The following is a 25010-nucleotide window of genomic DNA, read 5'->3' as shown; positions in this document are numbered from 1 at the left end:
TCAGCCTGGGACACTGCCCTGTGACCGAGGCATGGCGACCGGAGGATGACGAACCTCGCGGTGTCAGCGGCCCGGTTCGCGTACGAGTCCCCGCCAAGATCAACCTACATCTGGGAGTGGGGCCGCTCCGCCAGGACGGCTATCACGAGCTCAACACCGTCTACCACGCGATCTCCATCCACGACGAGTTGACCGCCCGCCGGGGTGACACCCTCACCCTCACCATGGCGGGTGAGGGGACCGGCGAACTGGCCCTGGACGAGTCAAACCTGGTCATCCGTGCCGCCCGTGCCCTCGCCAGGTCCACCGGGGTGCCGCCGCACGCCCGGCTGCACCTGCGCAAGCAGATTCCCCTGGCCGGTGGGCTCGCCGGGGGCAGCGCCGATGCCGCCGCCGCGCTGGTCGCCTGCGATGCCCTCTGGGGGACCGGGCTCTCCCGCGACGAACTGGCGGAGATCGCCGCCGGCCTCGGTTCCGACGTGCCCTTTCTGATCCACGGCGGCACCGCGCTCGGCACCGGCCGGGGCGAGGCGGTCAGCCCGGTACTGGCCCGGCCGACTGTCTGGCACTGGGTCGTCGCGGTCGCCGAGGGCGGTCTCTCCACGCCGGTCGCGTACCGGGAACTCGATCGGCTCCGAGCCGCCAGGGCCGCCGGCCCCCCGCTCGGCAGCACCGACACCCTCCTCGCCGCCCTCCGGCAGCCCGACCCCGGGGTGCTCGCCGCGGCCCTCGGTAACGACCTCCAGGACGCCGCGCTCGCCCTGCGGCCGTCCCTGGCCGCCACCCTGAAGGCGGGCGAGGCGGCGGGGGCGCTCGCGGGCATCGTCTCCGGCTCCGGGCCGACCTGTGTCTTCCTCGCCACCGGAGCGGCCGACGCGGAGGGGATCGCCGCCGAACTGGACGCTCTCGACGTGTGCCGAGAGGCGCGCACCGCGCACGGCCCGGTCGCCGGGGCCCGGATCGGCTGACCGTCCCCGGCGCCGCCTGCCGGGTGCCCGCGTACCCTTGCCTCGGGCGTCCTTGGCTGCCGATCCGGTGCCGGGCGCCCTGACCATGGAAGGGGCGTAGTGGCCAACATCGTCAACCTGGACCGGGTGTCCAAGGGCTACGGCGCTGCCGGGCCGCTGCTCACCGATGTCTCGCTCGGTCTCGACGACGCCGACCGGATCGGTGTGGTGGGGCTCAACGGTGCCGGCAAATCCACCCTGCTGCGCCTGCTCACCCGGCAGGAGGAGCCGGACGACGGCCGGGTGACCCACCGTCGTGACCTGCGCGTCGCCGGGTTGCCGCAGACCCTGCAACTCGCCCCCGACGCGACCGTCCGAGACGTGGTCCTCGGCACCGCGTGGCTGGCCGAGGGGATGGGCGCCGAGCACGAGTGGGCCGGCGACGCCGGAGTCCGGGCGGTCCTCGACGGCCTCGGGATGCCGCACCTCGGCCTCGAGACTCCGGTCGGCCCGATGTCCGGCGGCGAGCGCCGGCGGGTCGCCCTGGCCGCGCTGCTGGTCCGCGACGCCGACCTGCTGATCCTCGACGAGCCCACCAACCACCTCGATGTCGGCGGCATCGACTGGCTGGCCCGGCACCTGCTCACCCGCCGGGGTGCGCTCGTCGTGGTCACCCACGACCGGTGGTTCCTCGACGCCGTCTGCACCACCACCTGGGAGGTCGCCGACCAGACCGTCCGGGCGTACGAGGGCGGGTTCGCCGCCTGGACCCTCGCCCGCGCGGAACGGGAACGGGTCGCCGCCGCCACCGAGGCGCGCCGCCAGAACCTACTCCGTAAGGAGATCGCCTGGCTGCGCCGCGGTGCGCCGGCCCGAACCTCCAAGCCGAAGTTCCGCATCGACGCGGCGAACGCGCTGATCGCCGACGTTCCGCCGCCGCGGGACAGCATGTCGCTGCAGCGGCTCGCCACCGCCCGGCTCGGCAAACAGGTGTATGACCTGGAGCACGTCCGGTTGGACGCGGGGCCGAAGGAGATCCTGCGCGACCTCGACTGGCAGGTCGGTCCCGGGGACCGGATCGCTGTCCTCGGCCGCAACGGTGCCGGCAAGACCACGCTGCTGCGGATGCTCGCCGGCGTCACCCGACCGGATCACGGCCGGTTCGTGGCCGGTTCCACCGTGCGCCCCGCGTTCCTCTCCCAGGAACTCGCCGAACTCCCCGGCCGGCTGCGCGTCCTCGAGGCGGTCGAGGAGATCGCCCGCCGGGTCCGGCTCGGTGACCGGGAGATCTCCGCCGCCCAGCTCGCCGAGGTCTTCGGCTTCGACGACCGCCGGCTCTGGACCCCGGTGGCTGATCTTTCCGGTGGCGAGCGGCGGCGGCTGCAGCTGCTGCGCCTGCTCGCCGGTGAGCCGAATGTGCTCCTGCTGGACGAGCCCACCAACGACCTGGATACCGACACCCTCGCCGCGCTCGAGGATCTGCTCGACTCCTGGCCCGGCGTGATCGTCGTGGCCAGCCACGACCGGTACCTGGTGGAACGGGTCGCCGACACCGTGTACGGCATGTTCGGCGACGGCGAGCTGGTGCACCTGCCCGGCGGGGTTGACGAGTACCTGGCTCGGGCCACCGACGGCGGCCGTCCGGCATCGGCGACCGGCAATGCGGAGCCGGCGCCAGCGAAGGCGACCGGGATGTCTGCCGCGCAGGTCCGCCAGGCCCGCAAGGAGTTGTCCCGGCTCGAGCGGCAGGTCGGCCGGCTGGAGCAGCGGGAGGCGGAGCTGCTCGACCAGCTTGCCGCGAACGCGACCGACTACGCGCGGGTCGCTGAGCTGGACAGCCAGCTCAAGGATGTCCGGGGCGAGCGGGAGCAGGTGGAACAGGCCTGGCTGACCCTCGCCGACGAGATCCCGAGCGGCTGACCGCAGCTACCAAGCCGCAACGGCACCGCCGATGCGTCGTGGCACGCCCGGACCGTGTGCGGCGTCACACCGGCCGGTGCGGGACAATCGGCACCGACCCTCACCGTAACGTCGTTGGAGACTCAGCCATGGCCCACACCCCCGTGAACCACCCCGCGCGGCCGATCTACCGGGCGATCGGCGGGCTGACCGGCCTGTACCTGGTCGCCTTCGGCGTGCTCGGTCTCATCGCGACCGTCGGCGACGAGCTCTTGGCCCAGGGCGACAGCGCGGTGCTCGGCCAGGGCACGAACCTCGGCTTCTCGTTGCTCAGCGTGCTGCTCGGCGGCGCCGTGCTGGCCGGTACGGCGATCGGCCGTAACGTCGATGTGTTGATCAATCAGGGGCTGGGGTACGGGGGTATCGTGCTCAGCCTCGCCGGCCTCGCCTTCCTCCGGACCGAGGCGAACATCTTCAACTTCAGCATCGCCACCGTCCTCGTGCTGATGGTGACCGGCCTGGTCCTGCTCATGGTCGGGATGTACGGCAAGGTCGGCACCGACGCGGAGCAGGAGGCCTGGCAGCGGGCGCGGCTGGTGCTCTGACCGTCTTCCGCCACGGAGCCCGGCCGCGCCCAGTGGGGGTTGGCCGGGCTCCGTGCCGCTTGCGGCTACCGGTCGATTCTCCGTACGCGCGGTCCCGGCCCGGGTGACAATGACCCCTGGCTGTCGTCGAGCGGTCGGAGGGCGTCATGGCGCACATCCCGCTGAACCATCCGGCGCGGCCGATCTACCGGGTTCTTGCCGGGCTGATCGGTCTCTACATCCTGGTCTTCGGTGTCTGGGGCACCGCGCAGACGCTGGGCGACCCGCTCTTCGACCGGGACGGGGAATGGGTGCTCGGCCTCCGCACCAACCTCGCGTTCGCGCTGGCCTCGGTGGTCTTCGGCGCTTTCCTCCTGATGGGGGCGTCCCGGCGGGGCAATCTCGGCCACTACATGAACCTGATCGCCGGGGTCGTCTTCCTGGTGACCAGCATCCTGATGATGTCGGTGCTGCAGACCTCGGCCAACGTCCTCAGCTTCTCGATGTCGACCGTGATCGTGTCGATGCTCTTCGGCCTGATCCTGCTCGGCACCGGCCTCTACGACAAGGTCGGGCCGGTGGAGCCGGCCGAGACCGAGCCGGATGGCCCGGGCCGTCCGGCCGCCGACCCGAACCGGTCCTGACTCAGCGTCCGCGGAGGGTGATCAGGCCCGGCTTCGCCTCAAGGTGGGACAGGCCGTTCCAGGCCAGGTTCACCAGGTGCGCCGCCACCGTCTCCTTGCGCGGCCGGCGTACCTCCAGCCACCAGCGGCCGGTCAGCGCCACCATTCCCACCAGGGCCTGGGCGTAGAGTTCGGCGAGTTTCGGGTCGTACCCGCGGCTGGAGAACTCGGCGCCCAGGATGTGCTCCACCTGGTGCGCGACGTCGTTCATGACGCTGCTGAAGTTGCCCGTCGACGACATCAGGGGTGACTCCCGGACCAACACCCGGAACCCGCTGGTCTCCTCCTCGATGTACGTGAGCAGGGTCAGCGCGGCCTGTTCGAGCAGTTCTCGTGGGTGGCCGGCGGTCAGGGCGGTGGTGATCCGGTCGAGCAGGCTGCGGACCTCCCGGTCCACCACCACCGCGTACAGCCCCTCCTTGCCGCCGAAGTGCTCGTACACCACCGGTTTGGAGACCTTCGCCCGCGCCGCCACCTCTTCGATCGAGGTGGCGTCGAAGCCGCGTTCGGCGAAGAGTTGGCGCGCGGTCGAGATGAGTTGTTCGCGCCGCTGCGCCGCCGACATGCGTACCCGTGCGGTCTTGCCGGTCGCCGCGGCTCCCCGACGCCGACCGGGGGTGTGGTCGCTGCCCAGGCCATCCATCATGTCGTCACCTCATCGGCGCTCGGTGCCGTCCGGTCGTGGGGTCGAGCCGGTCACCGGCCATCCTGCCAGGTCGGTTCGGGTGCTCCGTTCGGCGGCGGTCGGGAGCAGTGCCGCCGTCGCGTACCGCGCGTGGCCCGCGCCGGCCCCACCACCCGGTTGGCCCTCAGGCGGCGGGGACTATCGTGGTTTTCGGTAATCCGACATGCGGTCGGGCGCTGTCCGGGCGGATCGCAGGTATGATCACCGAGCTGTTCCGGATCGTAGGTCTGCCCGACTGCGCCTTCGGATGACATGGCGATGGGGTGTGGGGTAACGGCAACCCGCAGGCCTTTGGAGCCTTGAGCTCCTGGTTCGAATCCAGGCACCCCAGCTCATGCCACCGGTCAGCATTGTGAAGGCTCCGCCGATGCCGCGTCGATGTCTGGTTAGCATGACCGCGAGACTGTCGCCGCACCGACGGGAGCCCTTCCGTGTCCCAGCAGCCCCCTTCCCGTACCGTCGTCGTGCTCGCCGCTGGTGCGGGTAAGCGGATGAAGTCCGGGCTCCCGAAGGTGCTGCATCCACTGCTCGGCCGCACTCTCGTCGGCCACGTGCTCAACGCCGCCGCACCGCTCGCCGCCGACCGCACCGTGGTGGTGGTCGGCCACGGCGCTGACCAGGTCCGGACCCACCTGGCGGAGATCACCCCGCAGGCCCTTCCGGTGCTCCAGGCCGAACAGCTCGGCACCGGGCACGCGGTGCGGATCGCGTTGGCCGCCGTCCCGGAGAGCAGTGGCACCGTGGTGGTTCTCAACGGAGACGTGCCGCTGCTCCGGCCGGAGACCCTCGGCGGGTTGGTCGAGGCGCACGAGCGGGCGGGTGCCGCCGCGACGGTGCTGGCCGCGGAGGTACCCGATCCGACCGGGCTCGGCCGGGTCGTCCGGGACGCTGAGGGGCAGCTCCAGCAGATCGTGGAGCAGCGCGACACGACCGCCGGTCAGCGGGAGATTCGGGAGATCAACGCCGGCATCTACGCGTTCGACGCGGACCGGCTGCGGGGCGCGCTCGGCAAGCTGTCGACCGACAACGCCCAGGGCGAGGAGTACCTGACCGACGTCTTCAGCCTGCTGCGGTCGGCGGGCGAGCCGGTGGCGGTGCACGTGGCGCCGGACCACATCGAGACGCTGGGCTGCAACGACCGGGTGGAGTTGGCCGGGCTGCGGCGACTGCTGCGCGACCGGGTCAACGAGGCCTGGATGCGCAGCGGGGTCAGCCTGCTCGACCCGGCGACCACCTGGATCGACGTGACGGTGGCGCTGGACCGGGACGCGGTGGTCGATCAGAACACGCAGCTCCGGGGTGCCACCGTGGTCGGTGCCGGTGCGCAGGTCGGCCCGGACGTCACGCTGGTGGACACCCTGGTCGGGCCCGGCGCCACCGTGGTCCGCAGCCACGCGGTCGGAGCGGAGATCGGCCCGGCGGCCGGCGTCGGCCCGTACGCCTATCTGCGGCCGGCGGCGCGGCTGGCGGAGAAGTCGAAGGTGGGCACCTTCGTCGAGGTGAAGAACTCCGAGGTCGGCGTGGGGTCGAAGGTCCCGCACCTGACCTACGTCGGGGACGCCACGATCGGCGAGCAGACCAATATCGGCGCGGCGACCGTGTTCGTGAACTACGACGGGGTACGCAAGCACCGCACTGTCATCGGTGACCACGTCCGTACCGGCGCGGACAACATGTTCGTGGCGCCGGTCGAGGTCGGCGACGGGGCGTACACGGCGGCCGGTTCGGTGATCGCCGAGGACGTGCCGCCCGGGGCGATGGGGGTGGCCCGATCGCGGCAGCGCAACATCGAGGGCTGGGTGCTCAAGCGGCGGGCCGGCACGGCCGCCGCGGCGGCTGCCGAGCGCGCCGGGCGGGCCGGTGACCCGGAGGTGTCCTCGGGGGCGGCGGCAAGTGAAGGTGAGGCAATGCACGCGGGGGCCAAGCCGGCGGCTGGGGCGCACGGCACCGGGAATACTGCAACCGACTAGCCCCGGCCCACCACCGCGCCGGGCACCACCAACCAACAGGAGCAGACGGGCCATGGGCAGCATCGTCGCCGAAAACCGCAAGAGCCTGATGCTCTTCTCCGGACGTGGCTTTCCGGAGTTAGCCAAGGAGATCGGTGAGGTGCTCGGGGTCGCCCCGACACCGGCCGACGCCTACGATTTCGCCAACGGTGAGATCTTCGTCCGCTACAAGGAATCGGTGCGCGGTTCGGACGCCTTCGTGGTGCAGTCCGTCACGCACGGGGTCAACACCTGGGTCATGGAGACGCTGATCATGATCGACGCGTTGAAGCGTGGGTCGGCCAAGCGGATCACCGTGGTCCTGCCCTTCTACCCGTACTCGCGGCAGGACAAGAAGCACCGGGGCCGGGAGCCGATCTCGGGCCGGCTGATCGCGGACCTGTTGAAGACCGCCGGGGCGAACCGGATCCTCACCGTGGATCTGCACACCGCCCAGATCCAGGGCTTCTTCGACGGCCCGGTGGACCACCTCTTCGCGATGGACGTGCTCGCCGAGGAGGTGGAGCGTCGGTATGCCGGGCGCCCCATGACGGTGGTCGCCCCGGATTCGGGTCGGGTCCGGGTCGCCGAACGGTGGACCGACCGGCTGGGCGGTTGCCCGCTGGCGTTCATTCACAAGACCCGGGACCCCTCGAAGCCGAACCAGGTGGTGGCGAACCGGGTCGTCGGTGAGGTCGAGGGCCGGGTCTGCCTGATCGTCGACGACATGATCGACACGGGCGGCACGATCACCAAGGCCGCGGAGATCCTCAAGGAGTTGGGTGCGGCCGAGATTGTCGTCGCCTCTACCCACGCGCTCTTCTCGGATCCGGCGACCGAGCGGCTGAAGAACAGCCCGATCAGCGAGGTGCTGGTGACGAACACGTTGCCGTTGCCGCCCGAGAAGCAGCTCGACAAGGTCACTGTCCTGTCGATCGCACCGCTGCTGGCCCGGGCGATCCGGGAGGTCTTCGACGACGGCTCGGTGACCACCCTCTTCGGTGGTCTGAGCTGAGTTGCGCTGTCGGAGCCCGGTCCGGGGTGGTCAGCGCCGCCGGACCGGGCTTCTCCGGCGGCCTCGGCGTCGCCACGATCAATGAAACCGCGGCCACCGTGCCGGCTTCGGCCTCGGCGCGATGGTGGGAGGCTCCGGCAGGAGCGATTGAATCGCGGGGTGCCGCCGGAGTGCGCGGACAACCTTCGGGTAGACTGGTGCGGTTGCCACGGCGAGGGTGCCCTGCGGGCCGCTGACCAGGACCGCACGGAGGTGCCGTCATCGACGCGGCGCTCCGAGGCGGTCGGTCATGACGCAGGAGCCCCAGCGAGCCCCTCACCCGGCACCGAGACGACCATCGCCGCAGCGAAGCATCAGGAGTTTCCCCGTGTCCGAGGTAAAGATCAGCGCCGAGCCCCGTACCGAGTTCGGCAAGGGTGGTGCCCGCCGTACCCGCCGGGCCGGCAAGGTGCCTGCCGTGCTGTACGGCCACGGCGAGAAGCCCAAGCACATCGCGCTGCCGGCCCGTGAGTTCGCCGCGGCGATTCGACGCGGTGGCGCCAACCAGCTCTTCACCATCGACATCAGCGACGGCACGCAGGTGCTGGCGCTGCCGAAGGCGATCCAGCGGGACCCGATCAAGGACACCTTCGAGCACGTGGACCTGCTGCTTGTCCGCCGCGGCGAGCAGGTCACGGTTGAGGTCCCGGTGCAGCTGGTCGGGGAGGCTGCGAAGGGCACCCTGATCGTGCACGACCACGACAGCCTCTCGGTGACCGCTGACGCCACCAAGGTGCCGGACCACCTCGACGCCACCATTGAGGGCCTGGAGGCGGGTACGCAGGTGGCCGCCGCCGACGTGCGGCTGCCGGCCGGAGTCGAGCTGGCCACCGATCCGGAGCTGCCGGTCGCCGCGGTGACCGCCGCCCCGACCGAGGAGCAGCTCGAGGCGACGCTGCCGGAGGTGGCGGAGGCCGCTGCCGAGGCCGAGGCCGAGGTCGGCGAGGTCACCGAGGGCTCGGAGGGCGCCGAGGCCGGGGCTCCGGTCGCCGAGCAGGAGGCGGGTGCCGAGGCGAAGGCCGAGGCCTGATCGTTCGCTGCGCAGGTGCCAGGCGTCCCCGCTCGTCGGGGGCGCCTGTTGGCGTATTGGTGGGCGGTACGGTACGAGCGGAAGGGGCAGACGGTGGCGGAGGAGACAGGGCCGTGGCTGGTCGTCGGTCTGGGTAACCCCGGTCGGCAGTACGCCGGGAACCGGCACAACGTCGGCTTCCTCGTGGCCGACCTGCTGGCCGGGCGGCTGGGGGCCCGCTTCAGTCGACACAAGCGGGCGATGGCGGAGGTTGCCGAGGGACGGCTGGGCCTCGGCGGACCGCGGCTGGTGCTGGTGAAGCCGCTGACGTACATGAACCTCTCCGGCGCGGCGGCGGCCGGCCTGGCGCAGTTCTACCGGGTGCCACCGGCACGGGTGGTGGCCATCCATGACGAGCTGGATATCCCCTACGGCCAGATTCGGGTGAAGTGCGGTGGCGGCGAGGGCGGCCACAACGGTCTGCGGTCGATGACGAAGTCCCTGGGGACGAAGGACTACGCCCGGGTGCGGTTCGGGGTCGGCCGGCCGCCGGCGCGGCGTGACCCGGCGGACTTCGTACTGTCGGATTTCGGTACCGTCGAGCGTAAGGAGCTGGAGTTCCTGGTGGATCGGGCGGCGGATGTCGTGGAGTCGGTTCTCCACCGCGGGGTGGAACCGACCCAGAACCTCTATCACGGTGCCTGACGGCCGGTCCGGTGATGGTCTCCGCTCCTTCAGGCGGGTGGCGCGGTGACGGGAGCACGGGAATGAGCAGTCCTCCGATGATCGATGGGGCGTTCGCCCGTTGGTTGGCGGTCCGGGCCGGGCAGGCGTTGATCAACCTGCGCGACGAGGTGGGCTTCGGTGACCCGGGTGCCCTGAAGGCCGCGGGGGACAAGGTCTCGCACGACCTGCTCCGCACCGAACTGGCGACGTGGCGTCCGCAGGATGCGGTCCTGTCGGAGGAGGACGAGGGCTCCCGGCTGGCCTGGGCGGCGGAGGCGGGCGCGTCGACGGCCCCCCGACTGACCAGCGACCGAGTGTGGATCATCGACCCCCTGGACGGGACCCGGGAGTTCGCCGAGGCGGGCCGGGCGGACTGGGCGGTGCATGTGGCGCTCTGGGCCCGGCATGCCCCTACGCCGCACGGACTGGTGGCGGGCGCGGTCGGGTTGCCGGCCCAGGACCGGGTGCTGGGAACGGACTACCCACCCGGGTACCCCCCGGTGCCGGCGGCCACCGCCGGTCAAGCGCCGATCCGGTTGGCCGCCAGTCGTAGCCGCCCCCCGGCCTTCCTCACCGAGCTGGCCGCCGAGGTGGGTGCCGAGCTGGTGCCGATGGGGTCGGCCGGTGCGAAGATCGCGGCGGTGATCACCGGCGAGGTGGACGCGTACATCCACGCGGGCGGGCAGTACGAGTGGGATTCGGCGGCACCGGTGGCGGTGGCGACCGCCGCTGGTCTGCATGCGTCCCGAGTCGACGGCTCCGCGCTGGGGTACAACGATGCCAACCCGCGACTGCCCGACCTGTTGGTCTGTCGCAAGGATCTCGCCAGCCGGCTGCTTGCGGCGTTGCGCCGCCATTGCGGGTAGCCTGAGCGCTACTTCTGGCAAAGCCGACCGGAAAGGTCTGGAAATGAGTGCGGGAATCGAGTCGATGTCATGACCACGACGGCCGCATACCAGGTGTCCCACCTCGACGCGCTGGAGGCGGAGAGCATCTTCGTGCTGCGCGAGGTGGTCGCGGAGATGGAACGACCGGTGCTGCTCTTCTCCGGCGGCAAAGACTCAATTGTCATGCTGTGGCTGGCGCAGAAGGCGTTCGCCCCGGCGAACATTCCGTTCCCGGTGCTGCACGTCGACACCGGGCACAACTTCCCCGAGGTGTTGGCGTACCGGGACCAGCGGGTCGCCGAGCTGGGCCTGCAGCTGGTGGTGGCGAGCGTGCCGGAGGCCCTGGCCAACGGGCTGGTGCGGGAGAGCGCGGACGGCATGCGCAACCGGATCCAGACCCCGGTGCTCCTGGCCGCCGTCGAGCAGCACCGCTTCGACGCGCTCTTCGGTGGTGCCCGTCGGGACGAGGAGAAGGCGCGGGCCAAGGAACGGGTGTTCAGCTTCCGGGACGAGTTCGGCCAGTGGGATCCGAAGAACCAGCGTCCGGAGCTCTGGTCGCTCTACAACGGCCGGCACCAGCCGGGTGAGTCGATCCGGGCGTTTCCGCTGTCCAACTGGACCGAGCTGGACGTCTGGCACTACATCGCCCGGGAACGGATCGAGGCACCCTCGATCTACTACGCGCACGAGCGTGAGGTGATCGAACGCGACGGGATGCTGTACGCGGTGAACGAGTTCATCCGCCCCCGCGCCGGTGAGGAGCGGTTCAAGGCCCGGGTGCGCTATCGGACCGTGGGCGACGCCTCCTGCACGGCGGCGGTCCGCTCGGACGCCGACACGGTGGCGAAGGTCATCGAGGAGGTGGCAGCCACCCGGATCACCGAGCGGGGCGCGACCCGCGGTGACGACCGGGTCAGCGAGGCCGCGATGGAGGACCGCAAGCGGGAGGGCTACTTCTGATGACCACCGAGACGACCGCCGAGGTCGGTGCCGAAGCGGCGTCCGTCCGCCCGATGGACCTGCTGCGGTTCGCCACCGCCGGCAGCGTGGATGACGGCAAGTCGACCCTGATCGGCCGCCTGCTCTATGACACCCGGTCCCTCTTCACCGACCAGCTCGCCGCCGTGGAGGCGGTCAGCGCGGCCCGCGGCGACGAGTACACCAACCTCGCGCTGCTCACCGACGGCCTGCGGGCCGAGCGGGAGCAGGGCATCACAATCGATGTGGCGTACCGTTACTTCGCCACCCCCCGGCGGAAGTTCATCATCGCCGACACCCCGGGGCACATCCAGTACACCCGGAACATGGTCACCGGTGCCTCCACCGCCGACCTTGCACTGATCCTGGTCGACGCCCGGAAGGGGCTGGTGGAGCAGTCCCGTCGGCACGCCTTCCTCTGCTCCCTGCTGCGGGTGCCGCACCTGGTCCTCTGTGTCAACAAGATGGACCTGGTGGACTGGTCGCACGAGGTCTACGAGAAGATCGCCGACGAGTTCACCGCGTTCGCGGCGAAGCTCGACGTACCCGACCTGACGGTGGTGCCGGTCTCCGCGCTGCACGGCGACAACATCGTCTCCCGGTCGGAGAAGATGCCCTGGTACGAGGGGCCGTCCCTGCTGCACCACCTGGAACGGGTGCACATCGCCAGCGATCGCAACCTGGTCGACGTGCGCTTCCCGGTGCAGTACGTGATCCGCCCGCAGTCCACCACCGTCACCGACTACCGTGGGTACGCGGGTCAGGTCGCCTCCGGCGTACTCAAGCCCGATGACGAGGTGATGGTGCTGCCGAGCGGCTTCACCAGCCGGATCGCCGCGGTGGAGACCGCCGACGGGCCGGTCCCGGAGGCGTTTCCGCCGATGTCGGTGACCGTACGGTTGACTGACGAGATTGACATCTCCCGGGGCGACATGATCTGTCGGCCGAACAATGCCCCGGCCGTCGCCCAGGACATCGAGGCGATGGTCTGCTGGATGGACGAGACCCGACCGTTGCAGCTCGGTGGCAGGTACGTGATCAAGCACACCACCCGGTCGGCGCGGGCCATCGTCCGCGGACTGCACTACCGATTGGACATCAACTCGCTACACCGGGACGAGTCGGCGGGGGAGTTGAAGCTCAACGAGATCGGCCGGGTCCGGTTCCGGACGATGGTTCCGCTGCTGGTGGACGAGTACCGCCGGAACCGCACCACTGGTGGGTTTGTGATTATCGATGAGACGACGAACCGGACGGTTGGCGCCGGCATGATTGTCGAGGCGGGCTGACCCGCCCCGGCCGGCGGCGACGTGCCCCCGGCACACGCCGCCGGCACCGTGCTGGTTACCCCCGTTCCGGCAGGTCGTGGTAGAAGGTCCAGGCGTCGCGGACGATGTCGTGCAGGGTGGGCTTGGCCGGCGTCCAGCCCAGCTCGGTGCGGGCCAGGTCGGCGGCGGCGACCAACTCGGCGGGGTCGCCGACGCGGCGTGGGGCGACCACCACCGGAACCGGACAGCCGGTGACCTCGCGGACCACCTCGACGACCTGACGGTTGGTGAACCCGCTGCCACTGCCGAGGTTGTAGATCCGGTGCTGTCCGCCGACCGCGGCGTCGAGCGCGAGCAGGTGAGCCCGGGCGAGGTCGGTGACATGGATGTAGTCGCGGACGCAGGTGCCGTCAACGGTCGGGTAGTCGTCGCCGAAGAGCTGGAGCTTCTCCCGGCGGCCGGCGGCGACGTCGAATGCGATGGGGATGAGGTGCGTCTCCGGGTCGTGCCGTTCCCCGAGGGGCACCGGGGCATCCAGGTGCGCGCCGGCGACGTTGAAGTAGCGCAACGAGACGGCAGCCAGCCCGTTGCCGGCCGCCGCCGAGGTGAGCGCCATGTCGACGGTGAGCTTGGTGGCCCCGTACGTGTTGGTGGGGGCGGTGATCGCCGTCTCCGAGATGGGCAGCTCGACCGGGTTGCCGTAGACGGCGGCGGTGGAGGAGAAGACGAGCCTCGGCACCCCGGCGACGCGTACGGCGTCGAGCAGGGCGAGGGAGCCGGCCACGTTGGTATGCCAGTACAGCTCTGGTCGGACCATCGACTCACCGGCGGCGATCAGTGCGGCGAGGTGCAGCACCCCGTCGAAGCCCGCCTGCGGGGTTACCACCTGCGCCACGTCGTCCAGGGGGGCGACGACGTGGGTGGCGTCGGGCGCCACGGCGACGCGGTGCCCGGTCCGTAGGTCGTCCAGGACGACCACCTCGTGGCCGGCGTCGAGCAGCAGACGGGTCACCACGCTGCCGATGAAGCCGGCGCCGCCGGTGACGAGCAGTTTCACGTCGATCTCCTCCTGCCGGGGCCGCCACGCCAGCGATCCCTCCGTGGTCACCCTACGGCGGCTTGCACCCAATAAAGGATGCCTGTGGGCTATTTTCGGTATCTCAAAGACAACCCTGTTGTTCTCTACGATCTGATGAGGTATGCGGTTGCGCTCCTGGCACCAGCTCCAACAGCAACGGCAGACGCCAACACCACCACCCCGGCCGGCAACGACCGGTAGCACCGCAGAGCCCCAACCCGGAAGAGATCCGGGTTGGGGCTTTTTGGGTTTCTAGAGGGTTTTGCCCTTGTGGTTGGTCAGTGCTGCTCGGGGAGCTGGGCGACGAACGACCGCCACGCCTCCGGCCCGAACACGAGCGCCGGGCCGGTCGGGTCCTTGCTGTCCCGGACGCCGACGATGCCGGGGAGGTTGTCGGCAACTTCGACGCACGCCCCACCGTTGGAGCTGCTGCGGGTGCTCTTGCGCCACCGGGCGCTGGTCAGGTCAGCCATGATCGCGCTCTCAAAAACTCGATGGTCTGGTCACGCGGAAGCGCCACCGATCTGACGATATCCCAGACAGCCCAGAGCGGCGTAACGTCCTTTGTGATGCGGCCCGCTGCTTGATCGTCAACGTAACCCACGTCGCCGCCCTCAGGTGGGGTGGCGATTACGAAGGGTCCTGCCTGCCCTGGGTGCAAACCGGCGGCGAGGGGCAGCACATGGACCATGATGTTTGGCTGCTCTGCCATCGTGATGAGGTGGTCGAGCTGGGGCTTCATGATCTCGGCCGCTCCACGGCGAAGGGCGGCCTCATCGATCACGAAGACGGACAGCGGCCGTTTAGGGCGGTCGAACACCGCCTTCTGGCGTTGTAGCCGAGATGCGATGTGGTTCTCCACGGCGGCCCCCAGCGGGCCTCCGCCGAGGACAGCCCGCGCGTACTCCTCGGTCTGTAACAGGCCAGGGAGTACGGCCGACTCAAACCACCGTAGCCCGATGGCGTCGCGCTCAAGCTCCGTCCACGGTTTGAACCACGAAGGTTCCTTGCGTCGGTGTGCGTCCGGCCAAAGATCTAGTACGTCCCGCTTCAGGATCTCGGCAATCTGAGCGCGGTGCCTGATCTGAGGAATCCGGTCCTGACTGACCCACCGCGCCACGGTCTTTGGGTCGACCCCCACCTGACGGGCGATGCTGTCGGCCGTTTCGCCTGCCTCGGCCATTGCGATCTGCACTACACGGTTCATTTTGTCACCCCATAGTGTTCGTCCTAGATGTCTCGGATACATCGTGCAACGCGGTGTTATTGCTCCGCAACCCTCCGGCAGGGTGCTCATAGGACGACGTGAGCCGGTGGAGGTATCCGAACTCGCCGGAGGCGCTGTCAGAACCGCCCTCACTGGGGGTGAGGGCGGTTTCCAACGGTCATTCACATTCAGGAGCTGTTATGCCTGCCACCCTAATGATGATCTCTGTAGCCGCTGTGGCGGGTACCTTTGGCCTGCTCCTAGGCGTGATTGCGGGTACTCAAGCGAATGCCGATCGGCACCGAGTAGATCAGGAGGCGGCAGCTCCGCCAACCCCCACACCCGTTGCAACCGATCTTTGCCAACAGAGTTCGCTCGCCATCGGGCGAGCGCGGGTGTACCACACCCCCGCTCCGGAGGACTCCGCTGACCCTCTGGACGTAGGGGCCGCTTTGCGAGCTGTACGCGCCAGCCCTCCGGACCTAGCGGTTTTGCAGGCTGTGCTTGCCGGTCTGCGCAGGCTGTGATGGCAGCCGACAGTAGATCTCCGCTACACCGCAACCGTGATCCTCATGGATCGCCTCCGTTGCCAGATGGCGAGGGAGTTCCGGTGGTGCCGAGGGAGCCCGATCCGCCGACAACCAGGCAACGGCTGACGGCAGTGCTGGTGATAGTGATCGTTGTTGCTGCTGTGGTGATCGGGCAGTTGAGGTGACCGGTCCTCTAACAGCAGCCACGGGCTGTGGCCGGGGGACGCAATCCGCCTTGACCGCTGTGCCTTTCCACAGTTCGTTCGCCCGATCATGGTTCGAGTGATCCGGGTTCTTGATTCGGCCTACCTATCCCGGGTGGCCGTGGCTGGAGGGCTACGAGTTGGACGGACCGAACTGTAAAGCGGTCCGGAAGCGGGAACTTTTCGTCAATGTGGAGGACTCGTGAGCGATAGTCAGAACCTGATCGATCACTACGTGCACAGCTATGACGAGGGAGGCCGCCTACGGGCAACCATCCGGGGCCGGCTGGAGTCAGTCCGGTTGCGTGAGCTGCTGGTTCGCTACCTGCCGTCGGCACCCTGTCGGGTCGCCGACATTGGGGGCGGGCCGGGCGCGCACGCAGCATGGATGAAGGGCCGGGGATACTCGGTCGAGCTGCTCGACCCGGTGGCCCTCCACGTTGAGCAAGCTCGTAGGGAGGGCGTATCGGCGGTTGTCGGGGATGCCCGAAGCCTGCCCTGGGATGCGAGCGAGTTTGATGCCGCACTCCTGGCTGGGCCCCTGTATCACCTGACCGACCCGCAAGACCGGCGGGTGGCGTTGGCCGAAGCGGTAAGGGTGACCCGCCCTGGAGGCATAGTGGCGGTGGTGGCACTGGGACGACACGCCAACCTGCTCGGCGCGGCCATCGCCGGGCAGCTCATCGAGCGTCGGGCTATTGTCGAGGATATCCAAAAGCAGGGTTGGAGTAGCCGTAACGATCGATGGCCGGCAACGACCTATTTCCATTCTGTCCCGGAGCTAACTAGTGAGCTGACCGGGGCGGGGTTGGAGGTGGTCAACGTGCACGGGGTCGGCGGGCCCGGTGGATGGTTGGCGGTCGCGGTTGACCGACACAAGCTGGATGACGGAGAGCGTATGTTCAGCTCCGCACTACAAGGTGCCCGGATGGGTGACCGCTGTCCCGAGCTGATCCACGCTAGCGCTAACCTGCTGGCGGTCAGCCGGGTCCCGGTGGGCGCACGATGACCGCCAGGGCGGCTCGTGCTATTGCCGAGTACACCGCTCACGGCTGGCCAGCACAACCGCGCCCCAGGGGGGTTGTGTTGCGGGCATCGCAGTTCGACATATTGGAGATTGCCTCGCCGATCGGGGCGACAATCCACCACCGGCTGCTCACCCGCGTACCTACCGCCACCATCCGCCCGCCGTGGTGGTCAATGCTGCTGGGCCCTGGAGACCGGATGCGGTGGATGTTCGTATTCGCCTCGGGCTTTCTAGATCCTGACCACGTCGCCCGGGACGGCGGGCGGCTTCACCACGGGCCGGAAGACTGGGTGCCGGCACCGCCAGGGCGCACCCCTGATGGGCTGACGGTCGGCTGGGTGGTGCCACCGGCACAGGCTCATTGGCGGCCATACCAACCGGACGGGGTGTTTGACAGCCTCGGCTGGCTGCTGCGCTCCCGAGTCACACCATGACGCCCTCTATTGTCCCGAGTCCCGAGGCCACCGCCGCCGCCCAGTGGTGGGCCGATAAGCTCACCAGCGGCACGGACGATGGCGTAACAGTTTCCGCAACGATGTTGCGGAGACACTTTAGCCGTGCGCAGGCCGACCGGTTTGCGGTCGCTTTGGTCGCGCTTATTGATGACAGGTTCAGTGCGGAGATGCGGAATCCAGCACAAACTTTGCCGATGACGGTCGAGTGCGATTACAGGCTGGACCCGTTGTTGGCCGATGCGGCGTGGCGGGCTGGGCTGTTGGTGAACATGTGGGACTTGCCGATGCGGACATACATGTGTATCGACCCTGGTCGAGTGACGGTATCCGAAAGGTATGGGGCCCCCAAAGAGGCTGTTTGGGTGGCATGAATTTCTGACGCGCCATCCGGGGTCCGGCCATGTGATCGGGCCCCGGTCCTATTGAGGGGAACCACGTTGACGACCTGGACTTTCGGGGGTGGCTCCGGCTGTACCTGCCTGGGGCCAGGCTGACGGAGCACACCGAGGATGGAATACGGTGCAGTGCTGTCCCGCCACTGCGATGGGTGTCTACCATCCATCTCATGCGGGAAGCGGGTCGTCCCAGGCTCCGGCGCAGTGTGCGGGGACGACCCCCGCGCGAACCCGGCCCGCTGGCCTGGGCGGTCGCCCGGGTCGTGGTCCGCACCGCTACCGCCGCCACCCGGCTGGTGACCGGCCTGCTCGGCACCAGCCCGGCGGCCGGCCGGGAACGGATCAGCGAGGACGAGTTACGCGACCTGGTCGCCGCGGCGACCGTGCTGGGTCCGGTGGAGCGGCGGATCATCGACGAGGTCCTCGTGACCGGTGCGAGCCTGGTACGTGAGGTGATGATGCCGCGCACCGACGTCGTCTTCCTCTCCACCGCGCTGAGCACCGCCCAGGCCGAGCGCGTGGTCCGGGCCGAGCCGCACACCCGCTACCCGGTGGTTGACGGGACCCACGACGACGTGGTCGGCTTCGTGCACCTACACGACGTGCTGCTGCGTACCGACAAGGACCCCCGGGTCACGGTCGGCGAGCTGGCCCGGGAGGTCAAGCGCCTGCCTGGCAGTAAACGGGTGCTCCCGGCCCTGGCCGAGATGCGCCGGGAGGGGCATCACCTGGCGGTGGTCGTTGACGAGTACGGGGGGACCGCCGGCATCGTCACCTGTGAGGACCTGATTGAGGAACTGGTCGGCGAAGTGCACGACGGGTACGACACACCGCCGGAGCCGACGACCGCCGGCCTGCCCACCACGGTTGACGGCCGGCTGAACCTGGCCGACTTCGCCGAGCGGACCGGGGTGAACCTGCCAGACGGACCGTACGAGACGGTTGGTGGCTATGTCATGGCCGCGCTGGGCCGGCTGCCGGTGGCCGGCGACGAGGTGTCGGTGACCGTCGCTCCGGCCGCCCCGGTGGAGCCGGTGCGGGAGGCACCGGCGGGTTGGCGGCTGCGGGTGCTGGCGCTGGAGGGGCGTCGGGTGGCTCGGGTGACGGTAGCCGCCGCTCGGCTCCCCGAGTCGCGACGGGAGACGGGGCTCCCCACCCAGTCCGGCCGCGATCGACCCGCCGGCCCGTCCTGACGGATGCCCCGGGTTGCTGACAGAATTGCCAGCATGCCCAACGTACCCGTTCGACCGCGCGTATTCTCTGGCATCCAGCCGACCGCCGACTCGTTCCATCTCGGCAACTACCTGGGCGCGGTTCAGCACTGGGTGGCGTTACAGGAGACGCACGACGCCACCTACTGTGTGGTTGATCTGCATGCGATCACCGCCGGGCACGACCCCCGGGTGTTGGCGCAGCGGTCCCGGGTGGCCGCCGCGCAGCTTCTCGCGGTGGGGTTGGACCCGGAGCGCTGCACCCTCTTCGTGCAGTCCCAGGTGCCCGAGCACGCGCAGTTGGCCTGGGTGTTGGGGTGCATCACCGGGTTCGGCGAGGCGGGCCGGATGACCCAGTTCAAGGACAAGTCGCAGAAGCAGGGCAACGAGCGGGCCAGCGTCGGCCTGTTCACGTACCCGGTCCTGCAGGCGGCCGACATCCTTCTCTACCAGGCGGACGCGGTGCCGGTCGGCGAGGACCAGCGGCAGCACCTGGAGCTCAGCCGCGATCTGGCGCAGCGGTTCAACACCCGGTTCGGGTCAACCTTCACGGTTCCCGCGGCGCACATCGTCAAGGACACTGCGAAGATCACGGACTTGCAGGACCCAACGGCGAAGATGTCGAAGTCGTCCTCCTCGCCGGCGGGTATCGTCCTGTTCCTGGAGGAGGCGGCCCGGTCGGTCAAGAAGATCCGTTCGGCGGTCACCGACACCGGCCGCGAGATCGTCTTTGATGTCCAGCAGAAACCGGGTGTCTCCAACCTGCTGACGATCTACTCGGCGCTCTCCGGCCGGAGCATTGACGACCTGGTCGGCGCCTACGCGGGCAAGGGCTACGGTGACCTGAAGAAGGACCTTGGAGAGGTGGTGCGCGAGTTCGTGACGCCGATCCAGGAACGCACCCGGGGCTACCTGGACGACCCGGCCCAGCTCGACAAGCTGCTCGCCGCCGGGGCGCAGAAGGCGCGGGGGGTGGCGGCACCGACCCTACAGGCGGTGTACGAGCGGGTGGGCTTCTTCCCGCCGGTGCGCGGCGAGTAGGCAGCGACACGACGTGCGCGGGTGAGCGGAGTGGAAGCGGTGGCCAAAGGGGTGGCACGAGGCGTGGACCTGCGGGACGGGTCGTCGGCAGCCGGCGGCACAATCCAGATCGGCATCGCTGTGGACATCCCCGAGCCCTGGGGGAATGTGCTGACCCAGCGGCGGATGGCGGCGGGGGACCAACAGGCCGTCCCGGCGCACGTGACGCTGCTCGGGCCGACCGAGATCCCAGGTGCTGCCCTGCCGGCCGTCGAACGGCACCTGACCGCGGTCGCCGCCGCGCACCTCCCGTTCACCCTGCACCTGCGGGGGACCGGGACGTTCCGGCCGGTCACCCAGGTGGTTTTCGTAACGGTGGCGACCGGGATCAGCGAGTGCGAACTGCTCGCCGCGGCGATCCGGGCGGCTCCGGAGCTGCACCGGGAAACCCGTTTTCCCTACCATCCGCACGTCACGGTGGCGCAGGATGTCTCACCCGAGGCGCTGGACCAGGCGTACGAGGACCTGGCCGACTTCTCGGCGATGTTCGGGGTGGAGGCGTTCACCCTCTTCTCCCATAGTGGCCAGACGCGGTGGCAGCCCCGGCGGGACTTTCGGCTCGGCGGCTGAGCCGGTGCCCCGCCCCCGACGGCGCAACCCGTACCCCGCTCCCCGGGGGTCCGCGTCGGTCCGGGCTTACCGCGGCGGATGCCGGCGCGTGGGTGACTTGTCGGCGAGGATGGCGGGGTGAACGTGTTCCGCCGTATCCGGGCGGGTGTCCACGGGCGGATCACCACCGCGCGGCGCCGCTATTCGGCCTTCGACCACGGGTTGCGGGCGGCCCTGCTCTACAACCGCCAGTTCGGCAGTCGGCTCGCCGCCGCGATCGCGTACTACGGCTTCTTTGCGGTCTTCGCGCTCGCCCTCGTCGCCTACTCCGTCTTCGGGGCGATCCTGGAGGGCAACGCCGAGGTCAATGCCGCCGCGGCGGGATTCCTCCGGGAGAACCTGCCCTTCCTTGACCCGGTGCAGGTGGCAGAGAGCAGCGGGGCCGTCGGCGTGGTGGGGCTGACCATCCTGGTCTTCACCGGGGTCGGCTGGGTGGAGGCGATCCGCTCCTCCCAGCGGCTGCTGTACGGCCTTGACCAACAACCCGGCAACTTTGTTGTTCGTCGGCTGGTCGACCTGGGCGTGCTGCTGGTGGTGTTCGTGCTACTCGGCGTCTCGGTAGCGGCGGTGGACACGTTGGAGGCGCTGCTGCGGTGGTTGTTGGGCAGTGCCGGCTCGGCCGGGCTCACCACGATCAGCGCGGTGCTCAGCGTCTTCGTGAACGCGGTGCTGGCGACCCTGCTGCTGGCGGTGGTACCTCGGCTGCGGCCCAGCCGGGTCCGGCTGCGTCCGGCGGTGCTGCTGGTGGCGGTGGGTATCACCCTGCTCAACACCATCGGGCGGCACTACGTGGTGCGGACCGAGCGAAACCCGGCGTACACGGTGGTGGCGGGCGCGGTGGGGCTGCTGCTCTACCTCTATCTGCTCAACCAACTTGTGCTCTTCGGCGCGGCGTTGGTGGCCACCGGCACCCGGGGACAGGTGGTGGACCTCGCGGCGGAGCAGGTGGCGGTCGATCGGGAGGAGGGTTCCCCACCTCCCGAGCAGGCGAGTGCGAACAGGCCGACGGCACCCAAACAAGGGACGGAGCCTCGAACCGGGGATCCGCCCACGGCCGGGGAACGATGATTGGCGGGTGGGCGCTCTCGTGACACTCGATCTGCCGGACGACTCGCCGATGCTCGACCTGCCGTGGATCATCACCTTCGGGCCGCTCGGCGACGCCGACGAGTGGGAGCCGGTGGTCTGCGGGCCGTACGAGCGGGCGCCCGCGTTGGCGCTGGCCGAGGTGATGGTGGCGGAGGAGGCGCTGATGGCGGTGGTCGAGCCGCTGCTGCCGGCGGTGTCGGCGGAGCAGATCCGCGATGAGATCACCGCGGCCCAGGCCGCCGCCGAGGAGGAGGCGGCGGGGCAGGTGGACAGCGCCGAGCTCTACGGCAGCTTCGAGGACACCTTCGACGAGGAGCTGGCGGCGGAGCGGGAGCCGGCGGCCCAGCCGGCGATGCCGCCGAGTGAGGCCGCGATCCGGGCGGGTTTTGCCCGGATCGCGGCGAAGTTGCCCGGCCTCGAGCGTTGACCCGCGCCGGTCGGCTGCCTAGCCGCCCGGCGGCCCGGGGCACGCCGAACGACCAGGTTGATGGGGGCTTACCCGCTCAGCGCCGTTCGAACCAGGCAGCCGCGTCGACCGGAACCAGGTAGCCGGAGCCCTCCGGGGTGAGCGTGGCGCTGGCGACGAGCGGCTCGCCGTACTCGGTGCTGACCGCGGGTGCGTCGCTGATGTTGACCACACAGGTGAGCGCCGTACCGCCGGCGGTACGGGTGAAGGCGAGGACGCCCGGCCGGGTCTCCTCCCAGACAATCTGGGCTGCGGCGGTGGAGAGCGCCGGGTGCGCTCGGCGGATCCGTAGCGCGGTGCGATACAGCTCGAGGGTGGAGTCGGGGACGCCGATCTGGGCAGCCACCGAGAGTTCACGCCAGGTGGCTGGGGCGGGCAGCCAGCTCAGCGCGCTGCCGGCGGGGCTGAAGCCGTACGGGGCCAGCTCGCCGCTCCACGGGATCGGCACCCGGCAGCCGTCCCGGCTCTCGCCGGTCCGCAGGTACTGCGGGTCCTGCCGCAGGTCGTCGGGGAGGTCGAGGACCTCGGGTAGGCCCAGCTCCTCACCCTGGTAGACGTAGGCGCAGCCGGGCAGCGCGAGCATCAGCAGGGCTGCGGCGCGGGCGCGGCGCAGCCCTGCTGGCCCATCCCCGTACCGGGTGACGTGTCGCTGCTTGTCGTGGTTTGACAGCACCCAGGTGGTGGGTGCGTTGATGACCGCTGACTCGGCGAGCGCGCTGTCGATCACCTTGCGGAAGGAGTCGGCCGACCAGTGGGCGTCGAGGAAGTCGAAGCTGAACGCCTGGTGCAGCTCGTCTGGACCGATGTAGCGGGCGAGCCGTTGGGGGGTCTCCGCCCACGCCTCGGCCACCGCCATTCGGTCGCCGGGGTAGCTGTCCAGGATCGGCCGCCAGGCGCGGTAGATGTCGTGCACCTCGTCCTGGTCGAAGTAGGGCAGTCGGCTCTTGCCGAGCAGTTCGACCTGTCGTTGGCCGGTCTGTTGGCCGAAGCCGACATCCGGCAGGCCCTCCGCTTTGATCATTCCGTGGGCGACGTCGATTCGGAAGCCGTCGACGCCGCGGTCCAACCAGAACCGGAGCACGTCCTCGAACTCGGCGCGGACCTCGGGGTTGCGCCAGTTCAGGTCCGGCTGCGCCGAGTCGAACAGGTGCAGGTACCACTGCCCGTCGGGCAGTCGGGTCCAGGCCGGTCCGCCGAAGATGCTCTCCCAGTCGTTCGGCGGCAGCTCGCCCGCCGCTCCGCGCCCCGTGGCGAAGTGGTAGCGGGCCCGCTCGGGGGAGTCGGGGGCCGCCGCGAGGGCGGCCTGGAACCAGGGGTGAACGCTCGACGTGTGATTGGGTACCAGGTCGACGATGATCCGTAGGCCCAGTGCGTGCGCGTCAACGATCACGTCGTCGAACTCGGTGAGGGTGCCGAACACCGGGTCGACATCCCGGTAGTCAGCGACGTCGTAGCCGCCGTCAATCATGGGTGAGGGGTAGAAGGGGGTCAACCAGAGCGCGTCCACCCCGAGGTCCCGCAGGTACGGCAGGCGTTGCCGCAGGCCCGCCAGGTCACCGATCCCGTCGCCGTTCGCGTCGGCGAAGCTGCGGAGGTAGACCTGATAGATGGCGGCGGAGCGCCACCAGTCAGCGTCGGAGCTCGGCGGGGTGGGGTTGCGGACGGTCATGAGGGGTTCCCCGATCTCGCGCGGTACGGCGGTCTCCGGCGCGGGCAGGGGTGGTGGCGCCGGTTGCTGTGCAGAATGCCGGCAAGAGCTTGCAAGAGTCAAGCAGACCTTGCGCAAGTTGGCCCGGGCTCACTTCCTGGTGGGAACCCGACGGGTGGACGTCGGGGTGTTCAGACCGAGACCGCCAGGGGGGACGGGCTGGGATCTCCGGGGTCGGCGCTGGGCGTCCGGGCGACCGCGGTCGAGCCGCGCACCACCAGCTCTGGCCGGAACAGGTACTCCGAGTGTGGGGCGGCGTGCCCGTTGATCTCGTCCACCAGGGCCCGGACGGCGGCAACCGCCATCGCCGCGACTGGCTGACGCACGGTGGTCAGGGGCGGGTTGGTGAAGGCCATCAGCGGGGAGTCGTCGTATCCGACGATGGAGATGTCGCGGGGCACGGCGAGCCCGCGCTGCCGGGCGGCGCGGATGGCGCCCAGCGCCATCGGGTCGGAGCCGCAGACCAGGCCGGTGACGCCGCGGTCCAGCAGGCGGGTGGCGGCGGCCTCGCCCCCCTCGACGCCGAAGAGGGAGAGCTCGGTCAGCTCGGTGAGCTCGACCGCGGAGACATCGGTACAGCGCCGCATGGCGGCCTTGTAGCCGGCGACCTTGCGCTGCACCGGGACGAACCGGTCCGGTCCGGTGATCAGGCCGATCCGTCGGTGCCCCAGCGCGACCAGGTGGGTGACGGCCAGCTCGGCGGCCTCGCGGTCGTCACAGGAGATGAAGGGCGCGGGGAGGTTCGGTGCGTAGCCGTTGACCATGACAACCGGCAGTGGGCGGGCGATCAGTGCGCGGTACCGCTCGTGGTCGGCGGCGGTGTCGGCGTGCAGGCCGGAGACGAAGACGATGCCGGAGACCTGTCGGTCGAGCAGCATCTCGACGTATTCGTCCTCCCGGATTCCCCCAGGGGTCTGGGTGCAGAGCACGGGGGTGAAGCCGGTCGGCGCCAGGGCCGACTCGATGATCTGCGCGAAGGCGGGAAAGATCGGGTTGTCGAGCTCCGGGACGACCAGGCCCACCAGTCCGGCGCAGCGTTTGCGCAGCCGGGCTGGACGTTCGTAGCCAAGCACGTCGAGGGCGGTCAGGACGGCCTGTCGGGTCTCGGGCGCCACTCCGGGTCGGTCGTTGAGCACCCGCGACACGGTGGCCTCACTGACCTCTGCCTGCTGGGCGATGTCGGACAGTCGAGCGCGCATGGCGGCACTGTAGCTCACCGGATGGTTCTTGCGCTTCTAGGCAAG

Annotated in this window: 24 protein-coding genes and 1 tRNA gene; 19 read left to right on the top strand and 6 right to left on the bottom strand. The window is 69.7% G+C overall.

The features are described from left to right. Window positions 1–20: 20 nt before the first annotated feature. The 4 genes from SALPAC6_RS0115365 to SALPAC6_RS0115350 all read left to right on the top strand — a co-directional run bounded on the left by SALPAC6_RS0115365 (window position 21) and on the right by SALPAC6_RS0115350 (window position 4074). Window positions 21–968, top strand: coding sequence for a 4-(cytidine 5'-diphospho)-2-C-methyl-D-erythritol kinase (locus SALPAC6_RS0115365; RefSeq protein WP_018254281.1), 948 nt, complete (start codon window positions 21–23; stop codon window positions 966–968). 99 nt (window positions 969–1067) lie between these two features. Beyond that, a complete protein-coding gene (locus SALPAC6_RS0115360; protein ID WP_018254280.1) occupies window positions 1068–2867 on the top strand; it encodes an ABC-F family ATP-binding cassette domain-containing protein in 1800 nt (599 codons plus the stop codon). Window positions 2868–2995: 128 nt separating this feature from the next. Then, window positions 2996–3451, top strand: coding sequence for a DUF4383 domain-containing protein (locus SALPAC6_RS0115355; protein ID WP_018254279.1), 456 nt, complete (start codon window positions 2996–2998; stop codon window positions 3449–3451). A 146-nt stretch (window positions 3452–3597) separates the two neighbouring features. After that, the gene (locus SALPAC6_RS0115350; protein WP_018254278.1) at window positions 3598–4074 is read left to right on the top strand and encodes a DUF4383 domain-containing protein; all 477 of its coding nucleotides are present in this window, start codon (window positions 3598–3600) and stop codon (window positions 4072–4074) included. Between the two features lies 1 nt (window position 4075). On the opposite strand, the gene SALPAC6_RS0115345 is transcribed toward SALPAC6_RS0115350, so the two are convergent. Further along, a complete protein-coding gene (locus SALPAC6_RS0115345) occupies window positions 4076–4759 on the bottom strand; it encodes a TetR/AcrR family transcriptional regulator (RefSeq protein ID WP_018254277.1) in 684 nt (227 codons plus the stop codon). Window positions 4760–5057: 298 nt separating this feature from the next. Between SALPAC6_RS0115345 and SALPAC6_RS0115340 the strand changes: the two genes are divergently transcribed. From SALPAC6_RS0115340 to SALPAC6_RS0115305, 8 genes are all read left to right on the top strand, one after another. Continuing rightward, a tRNA-Gln gene (locus tag SALPAC6_RS0115340) sits at window positions 5058–5129 on the top strand. A 100-nt stretch (window positions 5130–5229) separates the two neighbouring features. Further along, entirely contained in the window at window positions 5230–6768 is a 1539-nt protein-coding gene (gene glmU, locus SALPAC6_RS0115335; protein WP_026189708.1) for a bifunctional UDP-N-acetylglucosamine diphosphorylase/glucosamine-1-phosphate N-acetyltransferase GlmU, read from the top strand. 52 nt (window positions 6769–6820) lie between these two features. Continuing rightward, entirely contained in the window at window positions 6821–7801 is a 981-nt protein-coding gene (locus SALPAC6_RS0115330) for a ribose-phosphate diphosphokinase (RefSeq protein ID WP_018254275.1), read from the top strand. A gap of 367 nt (window positions 7802–8168) precedes the next feature. Then, complete coding sequence (locus SALPAC6_RS0115325) at window positions 8169–8870, top strand: 50S ribosomal protein L25/general stress protein Ctc (protein ID WP_018254274.1); 702 nt, start codon at window positions 8169–8171, stop codon at window positions 8868–8870. Between the two features lie 93 nt (window positions 8871–8963). Further along, window positions 8964–9554 (top strand): aminoacyl-tRNA hydrolase, encoded by a 591-nt coding sequence (gene pth, locus SALPAC6_RS0115320; protein WP_018254273.1) that lies wholly within the window; start codon window positions 8964–8966, stop codon window positions 9552–9554. Between the two features lie 62 nt (window positions 9555–9616). Beyond that, the gene (locus SALPAC6_RS0115315) at window positions 9617–10441 is read left to right on the top strand and encodes an inositol monophosphatase family protein (protein ID WP_026189707.1); all 825 of its coding nucleotides are present in this window, start codon (window positions 9617–9619) and stop codon (window positions 10439–10441) included. 69 nt (window positions 10442–10510) lie between these two features. Further along, window positions 10511–11422 (top strand): sulfate adenylyltransferase subunit CysD, encoded by a 912-nt coding sequence (gene cysD, locus SALPAC6_RS0115310; protein ID WP_018254271.1) that lies wholly within the window; start codon window positions 10511–10513, stop codon window positions 11420–11422. Further along, on the top strand, window positions 11422–12729 hold the full coding sequence (locus tag SALPAC6_RS0115305; RefSeq protein ID WP_018254270.1) for a sulfate adenylyltransferase subunit 1: 1308 nt from the start codon (window positions 11422–11424) through the stop codon (window positions 12727–12729). The genes cysD and SALPAC6_RS0115305 overlap by 1 nt, the downstream gene beginning before the upstream one ends. 55 nt (window positions 12730–12784) lie before the next feature. Here SALPAC6_RS0115305 and galE read toward each other — a convergent pair whose 3' ends face one another. From galE to SALPAC6_RS0115290, 3 genes are all read right to left on the bottom strand, one after another. After that, window positions 12785–13765 (bottom strand): UDP-glucose 4-epimerase GalE, encoded by a 981-nt coding sequence (gene galE, locus SALPAC6_RS0115300; protein WP_026189706.1) that lies wholly within the window; start codon window positions 13763–13765, stop codon window positions 12785–12787. Between the two features lie 299 nt (window positions 13766–14064). Further along, window positions 14065–14259 (bottom strand): DUF397 domain-containing protein, encoded by a 195-nt coding sequence (locus tag SALPAC6_RS0115295; RefSeq protein WP_018254268.1) that lies wholly within the window; start codon window positions 14257–14259, stop codon window positions 14065–14067. Continuing rightward, a complete protein-coding gene (locus SALPAC6_RS0115290) occupies window positions 14247–14993 on the bottom strand; it encodes a helix-turn-helix domain-containing protein (RefSeq protein WP_026189705.1) in 747 nt (248 codons plus the stop codon). Before SALPAC6_RS0115290 ends, SALPAC6_RS0115295 begins: the two co-directional genes overlap by 13 nt. A gap of 526 nt (window positions 14994–15519) precedes the next feature. Between SALPAC6_RS0115290 and SALPAC6_RS30255 the strand changes: the two genes are divergently transcribed. The 7 genes from SALPAC6_RS30255 (at window position 15520) to SALPAC6_RS0115255 (ending at window position 22019) form a co-directional block, all read left to right on the top strand. Beyond that, window positions 15520–15708 carry a hypothetical protein gene (locus tag SALPAC6_RS30255; RefSeq protein WP_080636159.1) on the top strand — a complete coding sequence of 63 codons (189 nt, stop codon included), beginning with the start codon at window positions 15520–15522 and terminating at the stop codon, window positions 15706–15708. Window positions 15709–15928: 220 nt separating this feature from the next. Then, entirely contained in the window at window positions 15929–16735 is an 807-nt protein-coding gene (locus tag SALPAC6_RS0115285; protein ID WP_018254266.1) for a class I SAM-dependent methyltransferase, read from the top strand. Window positions 16736–17773: 1038 nt separating this feature from the next. Continuing rightward, a complete protein-coding gene (locus tag SALPAC6_RS0115275) occupies window positions 17774–18796 on the top strand; it encodes a hemolysin family protein (protein WP_033666463.1) in 1023 nt (340 codons plus the stop codon). A 33-nt stretch (window positions 18797–18829) separates the two neighbouring features. After that, complete coding sequence (trpS, locus tag SALPAC6_RS0115270; protein WP_018254263.1) at window positions 18830–19855, top strand: tryptophan--tRNA ligase; 1026 nt, start codon at window positions 18830–18832, stop codon at window positions 19853–19855. Between the two features lie 30 nt (window positions 19856–19885). After that, window positions 19886–20464 carry a 2'-5' RNA ligase family protein gene (locus SALPAC6_RS0115265; RefSeq protein ID WP_026189702.1) on the top strand — a complete coding sequence of 193 codons (579 nt, stop codon included), beginning with the start codon at window positions 19886–19888 and terminating at the stop codon, window positions 20462–20464. A 117-nt stretch (window positions 20465–20581) separates the two neighbouring features. Next, entirely contained in the window at window positions 20582–21571 is a 990-nt protein-coding gene (locus SALPAC6_RS0115260) for a YihY/virulence factor BrkB family protein (RefSeq protein WP_018254261.1), read from the top strand. Window positions 21572–21578: 7 nt separating this feature from the next. After that, window positions 21579–22019: a hypothetical protein gene (locus SALPAC6_RS0115255; RefSeq protein ID WP_018254260.1), complete on the top strand. Its 441-nt coding sequence runs from the start codon at window positions 21579–21581 to the stop codon at window positions 22017–22019. A 76-nt stretch (window positions 22020–22095) separates the two neighbouring features. On the opposite strand, the gene SALPAC6_RS0115250 is transcribed toward SALPAC6_RS0115255, so the two are convergent. Together SALPAC6_RS0115250 and SALPAC6_RS0115245 are read right to left on the bottom strand one after the other, a co-directional pair. Continuing rightward, entirely contained in the window at window positions 22096–23727 is a 1632-nt protein-coding gene (locus tag SALPAC6_RS0115250; protein ID WP_018254259.1) for a glycoside hydrolase family 13 protein, read from the bottom strand. A 170-nt stretch (window positions 23728–23897) separates the two neighbouring features. Beyond that, complete coding sequence (locus SALPAC6_RS0115245; RefSeq protein ID WP_018254258.1) at window positions 23898–24965, bottom strand: LacI family DNA-binding transcriptional regulator; 1068 nt, start codon at window positions 24963–24965, stop codon at window positions 23898–23900. Window positions 24966–25010 lie beyond the last annotated feature (45 nt).

The sequence above is a fragment of the Salinispora mooreana genome (genome assembly GCF_000379065.1).
GTDB lineage: Bacteria > Actinomycetota > Actinomycetes > Mycobacteriales > Micromonosporaceae > Micromonospora > Micromonospora mooreana.
This window is presented reverse-complemented; position numbering and strand designations above follow the sequence as displayed.

Excerpts from the sequence above, each read along its gene's own strand:
- SALPAC6_RS0115355 (WP_018254279.1), top strand. The coding sequence starts at position 2,996 with ATGGCCCACACCCCCGTGAACCACCCCGCGCGGCCGATCTACCGGGCG.
- SALPAC6_RS0115350 (WP_018254278.1), top strand. The coding sequence starts at position 3,598 with ATGGCGCACATCCCGCTGAACCATCCGGCGCGGCCGATCTACCGGGTT.
- SALPAC6_RS0115345 (WP_018254277.1), bottom strand. The coding sequence starts at position 4,759 with ATGATGGATGGCCTGGGCAGCGACCACACCCCCGGTCGGCGTCGGGGA.
- SALPAC6_RS0115330 (WP_018254275.1), top strand. The coding sequence starts at position 6,821 with ATGGGCAGCATCGTCGCCGAAAACCGCAAGAGCCTGATGCTCTTCTCC.
- SALPAC6_RS0115315 (WP_026189707.1), top strand. The coding sequence starts at position 9,617 with ATGAGCAGTCCTCCGATGATCGATGGGGCGTTCGCCCGTTGGTTGGCG.
- cysD (WP_018254271.1), top strand. The coding sequence starts at position 10,511 with ATGACCACGACGGCCGCATACCAGGTGTCCCACCTCGACGCGCTGGAG.
- SALPAC6_RS0115305 (WP_018254270.1), top strand. The coding sequence starts at position 11,422 with ATGACCACCGAGACGACCGCCGAGGTCGGTGCCGAAGCGGCGTCCGTC.
- SALPAC6_RS0115295 (WP_018254268.1), bottom strand. The coding sequence starts at position 14,259 with ATGGCTGACCTGACCAGCGCCCGGTGGCGCAAGAGCACCCGCAGCAGC.
- SALPAC6_RS0115290 (WP_026189705.1), bottom strand. The coding sequence starts at position 14,993 with ATGAACCGTGTAGTGCAGATCGCAATGGCCGAGGCAGGCGAAACGGCC.
- SALPAC6_RS30255 (WP_080636159.1), top strand. The coding sequence starts at position 15,520 with ATGGCAGCCGACAGTAGATCTCCGCTACACCGCAACCGTGATCCTCAT.
- SALPAC6_RS0115275 (WP_033666463.1), top strand. The coding sequence starts at position 17,774 with ATGCGGGAAGCGGGTCGTCCCAGGCTCCGGCGCAGTGTGCGGGGACGA.
- trpS (WP_018254263.1), top strand. The coding sequence starts at position 18,830 with ATGCCCAACGTACCCGTTCGACCGCGCGTATTCTCTGGCATCCAGCCG.
- SALPAC6_RS0115250 (WP_018254259.1), bottom strand. The coding sequence starts at position 23,727 with ATGACCGTCCGCAACCCCACCCCGCCGAGCTCCGACGCTGACTGGTGG.
- SALPAC6_RS0115245 (WP_018254258.1), bottom strand. The coding sequence starts at position 24,965 with ATGCGCGCTCGACTGTCCGACATCGCCCAGCAGGCAGAGGTCAGTGAG.